This window comes from Micromonospora sp. LZ37 (assembly GCF_059359015.1).
Genome location: NZ_JCADBL010000014.1, coordinates 188,778 through 201,929 on the forward strand (window position 1 = coordinate 188,778; position 13,152 = coordinate 201,929).

General features: G+C 73.8%; 10 protein-coding genes. 6 read left to right on the top strand and 4 right to left on the bottom strand.

Annotated features, from left to right (window positions below; translation table 11 throughout):
• Positions 1–88: 88 nt before the first annotated feature.
• The 4 genes from AC5L3Z_RS25595 to AC5L3Z_RS25610 all read left to right on the top strand — a co-directional run bounded on the left by AC5L3Z_RS25595 (position 89) and on the right by AC5L3Z_RS25610 (position 6,415).
• A complete protein-coding gene (locus AC5L3Z_RS25595; RefSeq protein WP_494845603.1) occupies positions 89–1,930 on the top strand; it encodes a glycoside hydrolase family 15 protein in 1,842 nt (613 codons plus the stop codon).
• The gene (locus tag AC5L3Z_RS25600; RefSeq protein WP_494845605.1) at positions 1,930–2,709 is read left to right on the top strand and encodes an SDR family oxidoreductase; all 780 of its coding nucleotides are present in this window, start codon (positions 1,930–1,932) and stop codon (positions 2,707–2,709) included. Before AC5L3Z_RS25595 ends, AC5L3Z_RS25600 begins: the two co-directional genes overlap by 1 nt.
• 207 nt (positions 2,710–2,916) lie before the next feature.
• Complete coding sequence (locus AC5L3Z_RS25605; protein WP_494845606.1) at positions 2,917–5,829, top strand: ricin-type beta-trefoil lectin domain protein; 2,913 nt, start codon at positions 2,917–2,919, stop codon at positions 5,827–5,829.
• A gap of 85 nt (positions 5,830–5,914) precedes the next feature.
• Positions 5,915–6,415 (top strand): metallophosphoesterase family protein, encoded by a 501-nt coding sequence (locus AC5L3Z_RS25610; protein WP_494845607.1) that lies wholly within the window; start codon positions 5,915–5,917, stop codon positions 6,413–6,415.
• 4 nt (positions 6,416–6,419) lie between these two features.
• On the opposite strand, the gene AC5L3Z_RS25615 is transcribed toward AC5L3Z_RS25610, so the two are convergent.
• Complete coding sequence (locus AC5L3Z_RS25615; protein ID WP_334528221.1) at positions 6,420–6,635, bottom strand: DUF3072 domain-containing protein; 216 nt, start codon at positions 6,633–6,635, stop codon at positions 6,420–6,422.
• A 101-nt stretch (positions 6,636–6,736) separates the two neighbouring features.
• On the opposite strand from AC5L3Z_RS25615, the gene AC5L3Z_RS25620 reads away from it, so the two are divergent.
• Both AC5L3Z_RS25620 and AC5L3Z_RS25625 read left to right on the top strand, forming a co-directional pair.
• On the top strand, positions 6,737–7,684 hold the full coding sequence (locus AC5L3Z_RS25620; RefSeq protein ID WP_494845649.1) for an NAD(P)/FAD-dependent oxidoreductase: 948 nt from the start codon (positions 6,737–6,739) through the stop codon (positions 7,682–7,684).
• A gap of 97 nt (positions 7,685–7,781) precedes the next feature.
• Positions 7,782–8,783, top strand: a complete 1,002-nt coding sequence (locus AC5L3Z_RS25625; RefSeq protein ID WP_494845608.1) for an anti-sigma factor RsbA family regulatory protein — start codon at positions 7,782–7,784, stop codon at positions 8,781–8,783.
• Here AC5L3Z_RS25625 and AC5L3Z_RS25630 read toward each other — a convergent pair.
• From AC5L3Z_RS25630 to AC5L3Z_RS25640, 3 genes are all read right to left on the bottom strand, one after another.
• Complete coding sequence (locus tag AC5L3Z_RS25630; RefSeq protein WP_494845610.1) at positions 8,730–10,028, bottom strand: cation:proton antiporter; 1,299 nt, start codon at positions 10,026–10,028, stop codon at positions 8,730–8,732. The genes AC5L3Z_RS25625 and AC5L3Z_RS25630 overlap by 54 nt on opposite strands.
• Before the next feature lie 70 nt (positions 10,029–10,098).
• A complete protein-coding gene (locus tag AC5L3Z_RS25635) occupies positions 10,099–10,812 on the bottom strand; it encodes an HAD family hydrolase (protein WP_494845611.1) in 714 nt (237 codons plus the stop codon).
• A 41-nt stretch (positions 10,813–10,853) separates the two neighbouring features.
• Positions 10,854–12,983: an ATP-binding SpoIIE family protein phosphatase gene (locus AC5L3Z_RS25640; RefSeq protein WP_494845613.1), complete on the bottom strand. Its 2,130-nt coding sequence runs from the start codon at positions 12,981–12,983 to the stop codon at positions 10,854–10,856.
• Positions 12,984–13,152: the final 169 nt, after the last annotated feature.

Here is a 13,152-nt window from a genome sequence, read left to right on the forward strand (position 1 = left end):
CGTCAACGGTCCGGGTTCCCGCCCAGTGCGCGCGGTAACGCCGCGGGTGGCGAGGAATGCCACCACGCCGGCCCGGGTAGCCACCCGCGTGGACAGCGGACGGATCAGCGATCACGGCTTCCTCGCGGACGGACGCAGCGCCGTGCTGGTGGACCGGAACGGCTCGGTCAACTGGTGGTGCCCGGCCCGGTTCGACGGTCCCTCGGTCTTCGGGCGGCTGCTCGACGACCGCGCAGGCCACTGGTCGATCCGGCCCGAGGGGGACTTCACCACCGAACGGTCCTACCTGGAGGACACGCTGGTGCTGCGGACCGTCTTCACCGGCGCGCGCGGAACGGTGGCGGTCACCGACGCGCTGGCGCTGGAGCCGGGGGCGCGGGGGCACGACATCGGACGGCGCTCACCCGGGGTGCTCTGCCGGGTGGTCGAGGGTCTCTCCGGCGAGGTGCCCATGCGGGTGGAGTACCGGCCCCGGTTCGCGTACGGCCTGGTCACCGCGTACCTCATGGACACCGGTGGGGTGATCGAGGCGAACGCCGGGGCCTGCCGGCTCAGCCTGCGCTCCGAGGTGCCGTTGACGCTCGGGGACGGCGACGCCACCGGCCGGGTCACCGTGCGGGCCGGCGAGACCTACCGCTTCACCCTCGGCTACGCCCCCGCCTACCACGAGGAGGACGAGCCGGCGCTGCCCGACGCCGACCAGGTGGTCGCCGACGCGGTCGCCGGTTGGCGCTCCTGGGCCAACCTGCACGACTACCGGGGCCGCTACCGGGAGCAGGTGCGGCGCAGTGCGATGGTGGTGCAGGGCATGACGTACCAGCCCAGCGGGGCGGTCGTCGCGGCGGCGACCACCTCGCTGCCGGAGCAGTTGGGCGGCGACCGCAACTACGACTACCGCTTCGTCTGGGTCCGCGACTTCAGCCTCACCCTCCAGGCGCTCTGGCTGGCCGCCTGTCCCGACGAGGCGAACCGGCAGTTCACCTGGGTGTCGCGGGCGATGGGCCGGATCGGCGACGCCCCGGTGCCGATCATGTACGGCGTCGAGGGCGAGCGGGACCTCACCGAACACGCCCTCGAACACCTCGCCGGCTACGCCGACAGCCGGCCGGTCCTCGTCGGCAACGACGCCTGGAACCAGCGGCAGACAGACGTGCTCGGCGAGATCCTCGACGCGGCCTGGCTGATGCGGCACTACCTGGATCCGATGACGCCGGACGTCCGGCACCTGCTGCACGCCCTGGCCGAGAAGGCGGTGCTGGACTGGCGCCGGCCCGACGCCGGGATGTGGGAGGCCCGGGACGCCGAGCGGCACTACGTCTCGTCCAAGGTGCAGTGCTGGACGGCGCTGGACCGGGCGGTGCGCTTCGGCCCGCGGATCGGCGACCGGGCCGAGATCGCCCGCTGGGCGAGGGCCCGGGACGAGGTCCGGGCGGCGGTACTGAGCCGGGGCTGGAACGAGCGGCTCGGGGCGTACACCGGGGCCTTCGACTCCGACCGGCTCGACGCCTCGGTGCTGCTCATGCCGCTGGTGGGCTTCCTGCCCGCCGACGATGCGAGGATGCGCTCCACCATCCGGGTGGTGGAGCGCGAGCTCTCCCACGATGGCCTGCTGCGTCGGTGGGACGAGGACCCGGCGGGCTTCGTCATCTGTTCGTTCTGGTTGGCGGCCTGCCTGGCCGAGGCCGGCGAGCTGGATCGGGCCGACCAACTCTTCGAGCAGCTCGCCGCCCGGGTCAACGACCTCGGGCTCTATGCCGAGCAGATCGACCAGGCCACCGGGGAGCAGCTGGGCAACTTCCCGCAGGCCTTCTCGCACATCGGCCTGATCACCACTGCCGGCCGGATCACCGACGCCGCCGAGCGGATGCGGCGGGCCAGCGACCGACAGCCCGTGCCGGTCGGCACGGGATCCACGGAGGGAGCACGCTGATGACCGGACGCCTGGAGGGCATGACCGCCCTGATCACCGGCTCGGACTCGGGGATCGGGCAGGCCACCGCGATCGAGTTCGGCCGGGAGGGCGCCGACGTGGTGGTGCACTACCTGCACGACCACGCGGGGGCGAAGCACACAAAGGCGGAGGTGGAGCGCGCCGGTCGGCGGGCCGTGGTGGTGCAGGGCGACATCAGCGTCGAGCACCAGGTGGAGGCGATGTTCGACGAGGCCATCGGCGCGTTCGGCACGCTGGACATCCTGATGAACAACGCGGGTGTGGACGCCGCCGGCATTCCGGTCGCCGACCTGGACACCGAGACCTGGGACCGGGCGATCCGGACCAACCTCTACGGCACGTTCTTCTGCTCCCGGCGGTTCGTGCGGCACCGTCGCGACCAGGGTGGACGCGGGAGGATCATCAACATCACCTCGATCCACCAGGAGGTCGCGCGGGCCGGCGGCGCGGACTACGACACCAGCAAGGGGGGCATGCTGGAGTTCGCCAACAGCCTCGCCCTGGAGGTGGCCCCGATGCGCATGAACGTCAACAACATCGGGCCCGGGATGGTGCTCACCCCGTTCAACCAGCGGGCCATCGACGACCCGGCGTACCTGGAGGAGCAGGTGCAGAGCATCCCGTGGAAGCGGGCCGCCGAGCCGGTCGAGATCGCGAAGCTGGCGGTCTTCCTGGCCAGCGACGACGCCGACTACGTGACCGGTTCGACGTACTTCATGGACGGTGGCCTGATGCAGAACCAGGGTCAGGGCGCCTGAGCCGGGCGTTGCGCCCGGCGGCCCGGCCCCCCGCGGTTCGCGGGGGGCCGGGCGGCGTCGTGGCCGGGACTTTCCACGAGTCATCGACAACTTTCGTCACCAGTGTGCGGACTTCTGTTCAACGGGAGTTAAAGACGTTAATGTCTTCGCAACGCGTGCCCCTGTCGGCGGGAGGGGCAACGAGTCGCCTCACCCCCTGGAGGACCCGTGCCACGCACCCGCCGACGACTCCTCGTCGTCACCGCCCTGCTCACCCTCCTGACCACCGTCGCCGTCCGGCCCCCCGCCGCTCTCGCCCACCCCGGCCACCCCGGTGGCCATCCCGCCGACCGGGCCGCGGTGGCGCCGGTCGCCGGTCGGGCAGCCGCGGCGCTGGCGCCCCCGGCGACCAGCGGCTTCGAGAAGGTCGCCCTCGACGGCGGACTCACCATGGGCGAGCCGATCGAACTCGCCGTGCTGCCCGACGGCAAGGTTCTCTACATCAACCGCGGCACCAGCAACGGCGGCGGCCAGGTCCGGCTCTACAACCCGGCGACGAAGTCCACCACCGTGGCGCTCACCCTCGCCCTCGACGCCCGGTACGAGGACGGCCTGATCGGCATCACCCTGCACCCCGGCTTCGCCACCAACCGCTGGGTGTACCTGTTCTACTCGCCCAAGGTCACCCCGCTGGTCAACCGGATCTCCCGGTTCACCTTCAACGCGACCACGCTGGTGCTCGACCCGGCCAGCGAGGACCCGCTCATCGAGTGGCCCACCGAACGGGACCTCTGCTGCCACTCCGCCGGCTCGATGAGCTGGGACTCCGCCGGCAACCTCTACTTCGCCGTGGGCGACAACACCAACTCCGGTGGCGACTCCGCCGGGATGGCGCCGATCGACGAACGCACCAGCCGCAACCCGCAGTACGACGCGCAGCGCACCTCCGGTAACACCAACGACCTGCGCGGCAAGATCAACCGGATCCACCCGGAGAACGACGGCAGCTACACCATCCCGTCGGGCAACCTCTTCGCCGTCGGCACCGCGAAGACCCGGCCCGAGATCTACGTGATGGGGGTACGCAACCCGTACCGGATCTGGGTCGACCGCAAGGCCGGCAACACCCTCTACTGGGGCGAGGTCGGCCCCGACGCCGGCGCCGACGTCGCCAACCGGGGCCCGGCCGCGTACGACGAGTTCAACCGGGCCACCGGCCCCGGCAACTACGGCTGGCCGTACTGCGGTGGGCCGAACGTGGCCTACAACGACTGGGACTTCGCCGCCAACGCGCCGCGCGGCTGGTTCCCCTGTGGCGGCTCGACCGGCCCGGTCAACGACTCGCCCCGCAACACCGGCCTGAACCAGCTCCCGCCGACCAAGCCGGCGCTGGTCTGGGAGCAGCACGGCGGCAGCGAGGACTGGCCGGCGCTGGACAACCCGGGCGGCTGCGGCTCGCCGGCCCACACCGAGGTCTACCACTACGACCCGAACCTGAACTCCGAGGTCAAGTGGCCGGCGTACTACGACAACAAGTGGCTGATCACCGAGTACTGCCGTAACTGGATCAAGGAGGTCCAGTTCGACAACGGCAACCCGGCCACCGGCGCGCCGACCGTGATCGAGCCGGTGCTGTCGGGGATGTCCTTCGTGCATCCGATCGACGCGGAGTTCGGCCCGGACGGCGCGCTCTACCTGCTGGAGTACGGCAGCGGCTGGTTCTCCGGCGCCGCCGACGCCGGGCTCTACAAAATCAACTACGTGCAGGGCGGCCGGTCGCCGGTGGCCAGGGCCACGGTGGACAAGGACAACGGGCTGGCGCCGCTGGCCGTCACCTTCTCCAGCGCCGGCAGCTCCGACCCCGACGGCAACCCGCTGACGTACGCCTGGGACTTCACCGACAACGGCAGCGTCGACTCGACCTCGGCCAACCCGTCGTTCACGTACCCCTCCAACGGCAGCTTCAACGCCCGGCTGACGGTCAGCGACGGCACCGGACGCAGCGGCACCACCACGGTGCCGATCGTGGTCGGCAACAACCGGCCGACGGTCACCCTGAGCGGGCTGCCGGCCGGCGGCCTCTTCGACTGGGGTCAGGACCTGACGGTCTCCGCCTCGGCCAGCGACCCGCAGGACGGCGCCCCGGCCTGCTCGGCGGTGGTGGTCCGGGCCGCGCTCGGGCACCAGGAGCACGCCCACGAGGAGGGGCAGGGGACCGGCTGCGGGGCCACCTTCAACACCGGACCCGTGCACGCCGGCCCGGACTCGGTGCTCTTCTTCGTCCTGCGGGGCAGCTACACCGACAAGGGCGCGACCGGCTCGGTGGCGCTGACCGGGGAGAAGGAGATCAGCCTCTACCCCAAGCAGTGGCAGGCCGAGCACCACGTCACGCTCAACGGGCCGAAGGTGATCGACCAGTCCGCCGCCGAGGGCGGCAAGCGGCTCGGCGACATCCAGAACGGGGAGAACGTCCGACACCACGCGGTGAGCCTGAAGGGCATCACCGGGGTCAAGGCCCGGGTCTCCTCCGGCGGGCCGGGCGGCACCGTCTCCTTCCGGTACGACTCGCCCACCGGCCCGGAGGTCGCCCGGATCGCGGTGCCGAACACCGGTGGCTGGGACAACTACACCGAGCTCAGCGCGCCGGTGACCCGACCCGACGACGGCACCCACGACCTGTACCTGGTCTTCACCGGTGGCAGCGGTGCGCTGCTCGACGTGGACAGCTACACCTTCACCGGCCCCGGGGTCGGCACCGGGGCGCGCACCGGTGAGATCAAGGGCCTCGGCAAGTGCGTCGACATCGCCTCCAGCAACACCGCCAACGGCACCCGGGTGCAGATCTGGACCTGCAACGGCACCGGCGCCCAGCGCTGGACGCTGCCCGGCGACGGGACGGTCCGCGGGCTCGGCAAGTGCCTGGACGTCAAGAGCAGCGGCACCACCAACGGCACCCCGATCCAGCTGTACGACTGCAACGGCACCGGTGCCCAGCAGTGGGCCGCCCAACCCGACGGGAGCCTGAAGAACCCGCAGTCCGGGCGCTGCCTGGACATCCCCGGCTCGAACGCCGCCGACGGCAACCAGTTGCAGCTCTACGACTGCAACGGCAGCGGCGCGCAGCGCTGGACCCTGCCCTGACCACCGGGTAGGCGGGGCTCCCGGCATCGGGATTCCGGTGCCGGGGGCCCCTGCGGTCCAAGGCGGGTTGCCCGAGAATGAGGGCATGCGTCTGGTGATCACGGCCGACACCCACGTCCCGAAGCGGGCCCGGGACCTGCCGGCGCCGCTCTGGGCGGCGATCGACGCCGCCGACGTGGTGCTGCACGCGGGGGACTGGGTGGACGTGGCGCTGCTGGACGCGATCGAGGCCCGCGCGCGCCGGTCGATCGGGGTGTACGGCAACAACGACGGCCCCGAGCTGCGGGCCCGCCTGCCCGAGGTGGCCCGGGTCGAGCTGGACGGCCTGCGGGTGGCGATGGTGCACGAGACCGGGCCGAAGACCCGGCGGGAGGAGCGCTGCGCCGCCCGCTTCCCGGAGTGCGACCTGCTCGTCTTCGGCCACTCGCACATCCCGTGGGACAGCGTCGCCCCGAACGGGCTGCGGCTGCTCAACCCGGGTTCCCCCACCGACCGGCGGGCCCAGCCGTACGCCACCTACCTCACCGCGCGGGTGGCGGCGGGGCGGCTCGACGAGGTCGAACTGCACCGCCTGCCCCCGCGCTGAAGACCTACCGGCCCCGGCCGGTCTCCTCCTGGAGCTCGTCGATCCGGCGGGACGCCTCGGCCTTGGTCAGGTCGTCCGGCACCTCCTCGCCGGCCTCCCGGGCCAGCGTGTGCAGGTACGACTCCTGCGCGGCGGTCGGCGGCTCCGCGCCGGTCACCCACTCGTCCGGGTCCTTGATCGCGCCCCGCGGATCGGGCTGCTGACTGTTGCGGTCCGTCATGATGGTCACCCTTTCCTCGAACAGGTGTACCACTACCCCCGAATCCCGTCCTTCATGCCGACGTCGATCCCGGCACATACGATCATCGGGTGGACTCGGGTGTGATCGTGGTGGGCGCCGGCATCGCCGGGGTGGCCTGCGCCGGCGAGCTCGTGCGGGCCGGCGTTCCGGTGGAGGTCCGGGAGCGCGGCCGGGTGCCCGGCGGACGGATGGCCAGCAAACGGTTCGACGGGCGCCCCACCGACACGGGCGCGGCGTACCTCACCGCCGACGATCCCGACTTCGCCGAGGTCGTCGAGGGGTGGCGCGCCGCCGGGTTGGTCCGGGAGTGGACCGACACCTTCGTCGCGTACGGCGCCGACGGTCACCGGGAGGTGCCCGGGCCGCGACGCTGGGCGGCCCCGCGCGGCCTGCGCTCGCTGGTCGAGGAGCTGGCCCGGGAGCTGCCCGTGACGGTCGACCGCCCGGTCACGTCGGTGCGACCGGGTCCGGTGGTGGACGGTCGGTCGTGCGCGGCGGTGGCGCTCTGCGTGCCCGGCCCGCAGGCGGCGCCGCTGCTCGACCCGGCGCTCACCGCGGCCACCCGGGCCGTCGGGGAGCAGCGCTGGTCGCCCTCGCTCGCCACGGTGCTGCGCTTCCCGAGCCGCCGGTGGGCGGACTTCCGGGGAGCCTTCGTCAACGACCACCCCGTGCTCGCGCTGGTCTGCGACGACGGCGACCGCCGGGGGGACGACGCCCCGGTGCTGGTCGCGCACACCACGCCGGAGTTCGCCGCCGGGCACCTGGCCCAGCCCGGCGCGGCCGGCCCGCCCGTCGAGCAGGCGGTCCGCGACCTGCTCGGCCTGCCCGAGCCGGCCGAGCTGGTGCACGTGCACCGGTGGACGTACGCCAAGCCGGCGGCCGGCGGGGTCGGGACGTACCACCTCGACGACGAGGGAGTCGGGCTGGCCGGGGACGCGTTCGGCAAGCCCCGGGTGCAGAGCGCGTGGCGGTCCGGGCGGGACCTCGGCCGGGCCCTGGCCGAGCGGCTGCTCACGGTCGGTGCTTGACCGCTGCCGGTCCGCGTGCCGGCCGGCGCAGGCGGGGCGTACCGTTCCCTGCGGGAGGTGCGCGAGTGGAAGCTGCCGGACGGGGGCGAAGGACGGCATGACCGTTCCTGACGGCCTGCGGCACGACGCGTTGTTCTACGACGACGACCGCGGCTACCTCGACGCGATCACCGGTTTCGTGGCGCAGGGGCGGGCCGCGGGTGAGCCGGTGCTGGTCGCGGTGCCCGCCGACCGACTGGCCCGGGTCGGCCCGACGCTCGGCGCCGCCGACGGGGTCACCCTGGCCGACATGAGTGCCCTCGGGCGTAACCCGGCGGCGATCATCCCGGCGGTGCTGCGCGACTTCGTGCACCGGCATGCCGGCCGGCGGTTGTGGATCGTGGGGGAGTCGCTCTGGCCCGGCCGGCCCGCCGTGACGTACCGGCACTGCGTCGAGCACGAGGCCATGATCAATCTGGCGTTGGGGTCGTACCCGCTCACCGTGCTCTGCCTCTTCGACCGGGACCGCCTGCCGGCCGAGGCCCTCGCCGACGCCCGACGCACCCACCCCGTCGTACGCGGCGGCGGGGGGAGCCGTCCGAGCGTCGACTACCAGCCCCCGGAGCTGGTGCTCGCCGGGCGCGCCGCCCCGCTGTCGCCGCCACCGGGCCACGCCGCCACCATGCCGGTCACGGCGGCCGGGCTCGGCGCGCTGCGGGCGGCCGTCGCCGCCGACGCCCACGCCGCCGGGCTGCCCGCCGACCGCACCGACGACCTGCGGATCGTGGTCACCGAGTTGGCGACCAACGCGATCAGCCACGCCGGCGAGCCGGCGACCGCCCGGTGGTGGGTGACCGCCGGTGCGCTGGCCTGCGAGGTCAGCGCGGCCGGTGGGCCGGCCGATCCACTCGCCGGCCGGATCCCCGCAGCGGCCACCGCCGAGCGCGGCCGGGGGCTGCTGCTGGTGCACCAGCTCTGCGACCTGGTCGACGTCGGCAGCGCCGGCGGGACCACCACCGTCCGGGTCCACCTGGCGCTGCCGCCGGTGGCGATACCCGCGCCCCGGTCACCCGCGGGCGCCACCGAGCGCGGGTTCGCCCCGGGCGGCTTCCCGCTCTGAGGGGTCGGAGGTGCGCTCGCCCGCCCGGTCCAGCAGCTGCATGACCGGGGTGGCGGCAACCCCGTGCACCACCACCGAGACGACCACCACCAGGCCGACGGTGGCCCAGAGCAGCTCCGCCTGCGGGAAGTCCGTCGCGGTGGTGGCGTACGCCAGGTAGTAGAACGAGCCCACGCCGCGGATGCCGAACGCCGAGATCACCCAGTGCTCCGCCGGCCGGCCGGGCGCGCCCCGCAGCGACAGCCAGCCGAACAGCGGCCGGAGCACGAAGACCAGCGCCAGCCCGACCGCCGCCGCCGGCCAGGTCAGCGGGGCCAGCAGGCCGCCGATGACCGCGCCGCCGAAGAGCAGCAGCAGCAGCACGGTCAGCAGCCGCTCGATCTGCTCGGCGAAGTCGTGCAGCACCGAGTGGAACTCGTGGGTCCGCTCCGCGGCCCGGATCGCCCGCGCGGCGACGAAGACGGCCAGGAAGCCGTACCCGCCGATCACCTCGACCAGCCCGTACGCCAGGAAGGTCGCGGCCAGCGCGAGGAAACCCTCGGCGTGCCGGGCCAGCCGCAGGTCGCTGGGGGCGCGGAAGAAGAGCTTGCCGAGCAGCCAGCCGACCAGCAGGCCCCCGCCGACGCCCGCCGCGATCTTCCACAGCACGTCGATGGCGAACCAGTCGGCGAACCACTGCGCCGGGGCGAGGCTGGTGCCGGCGATCGCGATGGCGGCGTAGACGAACGGGAACGCCAACCCGTCGTTCAGGCCCGCCTCGGAGGTAAGCGCGAACCGCACCTCGTCCTCGGAGTCCTCCGCGTCGGTCGGCTCGCCCACCTGCACGTCGGCGGCGAGCACCGGGTCGGTCGGGGCGAGCGCCGCGCCCAGCAGCAGCGCGGCGGCCGGCACCAGGCCCGCCCACCACCAGCCCAGCAGCGCCACCGCCGCGATGCACAGCGGCATGGTGATCGCCAGCAGCCGCCAGGTGGACGACCAGCGCCGCCAGCTCAGCGGGCGGTCGATCTTGAGGCCGGCACCCATCAGGGCGACGATCACGCCGATCTCGGTGAGGTGGGTGGTGAGTTCGCGGTGGGCCAGCGGATCCGGCGACGGCAGCCCGATGGGCAGCAGGAAGACCAGCATCCCGAGGCCGAGGAACGCGATCGGCATGGACAGCGGCCGGCGCTCCAGCACGCGGGGGAGGATCCCGGCCAGCAGGGCCCCCACACCCACCAGCGCGAACGCGACATCGACCGGCTCCACGGCACCACCCCTCCCATCTCGCCCACCAGTCGGGGCGAGATGGGGGGACTGTGCCCCGTGCTCCGGGCGCCTAAGCCTCGCTGTCCGGCTTGTCCTGCCCTGACGCCGGGCGCGGAGCGGCGAGCGGGGAGTCGGCCAGCGCGGCGAGCAGGGCGGCCGGGTCGTCGTACACGGCGACCGCGCCCGCCCCGGCCAGCTCGCCCCGGCTGGTGCCGCCGCAGGTCAGCCCCACGCAGGGGATGTCGAGCTTGCCGGCGGCGGCGACGTCCCAGACCGAGTCGCCGACGAAGACCACCCGCCGGGGGTCCAGGCCGGACTGCTCCAGGGCGGCGACGAGGATGTCCGGTGCCGGCTTGCTCTCCTCGGCGTCGGCGGACGAGGTGACCGTGTCGATCACGTCGTCCGCGTCCAGGGCGGCCCGCAGTGCGGTCACCTCGTGCTCGGCGGCGGAGGTGGCCAGGACCACCCGCAGCCCCCGGGCCGCGCAGGCGCGCAGCAGGTCGGCCGCGCCGGGCAGCGGCGTGAGCCGCTCCCAGTACTCGGCGAAGAGGCTGTCGTGGGCGTCGCGGAGCTTGCCGTCCCCGCCCCGATCCCGCTCCGGGCCGAGCAGGTGGTCGAGGAGCTTGTCCGATCCCATCCCGATGGACCGGTGGATCAGCGCCATCGACACCGGGTGGTCGGCCTGGCGTAGCGCCTCCCACCAGCTGACCGTGTGCAGATAGGTGGTGTCGACCAGGGTGCCGTCGACGTCGAAGAGGACACCGGTGGGATTCTCGCCGCTCATGGGGGTCTCCTACCCGGATCGGGGCGCGCTGACCCCCCGGCTCACCCGTTCGGCACCAGGATCTCGAACCAGACCGTCGAACCGCGCACCGTCGGGTCGGTGCCCCACGCGTCGCTGAGCTGCTCGATCAGCCCGAGCCCCCGGCCCCGGCTGCTCAGCGTGTCGGTCTGGGCACGGGTCACCGTCCCCCGGGTGCCCGAGTCGGCCACCGAGACCAGCAGCCGCTCCGCGCTCAGGTCGATCTCCACCCGGGCCGCGGTGCCGGCGTGCAGCAGCGCGTTGGTGGTCAGCTCGCTGGTGCAGAGCACCGCCGCGCCGATCACCGCCTCCGGCACCCGCCACTCGGTGAGCTGCGCGGTCAGCCAGTGTCGCACCCGGCTCGGCGCGGTCGGCTCGGCCGGCATCTCCATGCTGGCCGAGCGGCTCGGCTTCAGCGCGTGCTCCACCGCCAGCACCGCCACGTCGTCCTCGGTGGCGCCGGCGACCGCACCGGTGGCGACCGCGCAGAGCGCCCGCGGGTCCCCGCTGGCCGCCCCGGCGACCGCCTCGGCGAGCCCGTCCAACCCGGCGGAGAGGTCCTGCCAGCGGCGCTCCACCACCCCGTCGCTGTACAGCAGCAGGGTGTCCCCCGGCGCGAAGGGCACCGTGACGGTCCGCGGCCGGCAGCCCAGGCCCAGCGGCGCGCCCGTGGGCACGTCGACGTACCCGGCGGTGGCCGTGCCGTCGGGACGGCCGCGACGGATCAGCGGCGGCGGGTGCCCGGCGCTGGCCAGGGTGACCTCACCCCGGTCGGCGTCGACCACCCCGAAGACCACGGTCACGAAGAGCTCCTGCGTCCCGGTCTCGGTGCCCAGGCTGGCCACCAGCCGGTCCAGCCCGGTCAGCACGGCGTCGGGGCGCGAGTCGGCCAGCGCGAGGGCGCGCAGCGCCGCGCGGACCTGTCCCATCCGGGCGGCGGCCTGCACGTCGTGCCCGGCCACGTCGCCGAGCACCACGCCCAGTCCGCCGGTGGGCAGCAGGAACGCGTCGTAGAAGTCGCCGCCGGCGGCGTTGCCGTCGACTCCCGGGTCGTAGCGGGCGGCGATGCGCAGCCGGGGCAGGGCCGGCAGCCGCTCCGGCAGCATGCTGCGCTGCAACAGCTGGGCGGTGCCGTGCTGGGTCTCGAACCGACGGGCCCGCTCGGCCGCCTGGCCGACCAGCTCCGCCGAGGCGGCCAGCAGGGCGCGCTCCGCCGCGGTCCAGCCGTGCGGCGCCTGGTGGCCGACGGCCAACCCGCCCCGGATCACCGCCGAGCGCAGCGGCAGCGCGGCCAGCGCGCGGATCTTCTGGTCGTGCCGGTCCACCGCGCTGTTCCGCAGCGGCTGGCCGTCACCGACGAAGAAGGGCACGCCGCTGCGGGCGGTCGTCACCACCGGCGCCGGGGAGTCGGCCGGGGTGGGCCGCCACAGCGGCGGGAGCCGCTCGTCGGCCTCGTCCAGCAGCTCGCCCCGCAGGCGACGGACGAGCCGCCAGGCCGGGCCGTCGTCCACGGCGAAGCTGACCCGGTCGGCGTCGAAGGCGTGCAGCGCGTACCGCAGGGTGACCCGGGCCACGTCGTCCAGGGTGAGCGTGCCGGACAGGGCCGCGGCGAAGTCGCTGAGGCTCTGCAGCTGCTGGGTCAGCTGGGTGGTCTGCGCGGCGACGGTGAGCACGCCGACGATCCGGCCGGTGCTGTCGCGCACCGGCGAGTGGCCACGGGTGAACACCGGATGGTCCCCGGCCGCCCCCAGGTGCTGCTCGAACGGCAGCACCGACTCCTTCTGCAGGTAGGACTCGCCGTGCCGGTAGGCGCGCTCGACGACGTCGCCGACGCCCGGGTGGTGCCAGACGTCGGCGAAGACCTCGGCGGCGGGACGGCCGAGGGCGGCGGGGTGCCGGTCGCCAATCAGCTCGGAGTAGCCCTGGTTGTAGAGCATCACGAACTCGTCGCCGTGGTAGAGCGCCATCGGCACCGGCGTGGCGAGGAGCACGTCCACCAGGGCGCGGACCGCCGGGTCCCACTCCTGCGGCGCGCCGAGCGGGGTGTCCACCCACGGGTGGGCGAGCACAGCGGCCGCCACCGGGGAGACCGCGGTGGGTTCCGGGGTGGCGGCTGGTGGCGTGGGGGGAACCCGCCCGACCGTGCCTGGCATGTCCGCAGCCTAGCCAACGGCGGCGGAAGAGGCCCGATCATGCCCCCGCGGGCCCGCCCGGTGGGACGTTAGGGCAGCTCAAGGGCGCTTTACCCGGTCGTGTCGGGAAATTGGGGGCCACCTTCGCGGCGTGCTGCGGGGGCGAGGGGGTAAGCGGGCGGCGCAGTCC

Coding starts and splice junctions, on each gene's coding strand:
- AC5L3Z_RS25610 (WP_494845607.1), top strand. CDS start 5,915: ATGCGTCTGGTGATCACGGCCGACACCCACGTCCCGAAGCGGGCCCGG.
- AC5L3Z_RS25640 (WP_494845613.1), bottom strand. CDS start 12,983: ATGCCAGGCACGGTCGGGCGGGTTCCCCCCACGCCACCAGCCGCCACC.
- AC5L3Z_RS25625 (WP_494845608.1), top strand. CDS start 7,782: ATGACCGTTCCTGACGGCCTGCGGCACGACGCGTTGTTCTACGACGAC.
- AC5L3Z_RS25600 (WP_494845605.1), top strand. CDS start 1,930: ATGACCGGACGCCTGGAGGGCATGACCGCCCTGATCACCGGCTCGGAC.
- AC5L3Z_RS25615 (WP_334528221.1), bottom strand. CDS start 6,635: ATGACGGACCGCAACAGTCAGCAGCCCGATCCGCGGGGCGCGATCAAG.
- AC5L3Z_RS25635 (WP_494845611.1), bottom strand. CDS start 10,812: ATGAGCGGCGAGAATCCCACCGGTGTCCTCTTCGACGTCGACGGCACC.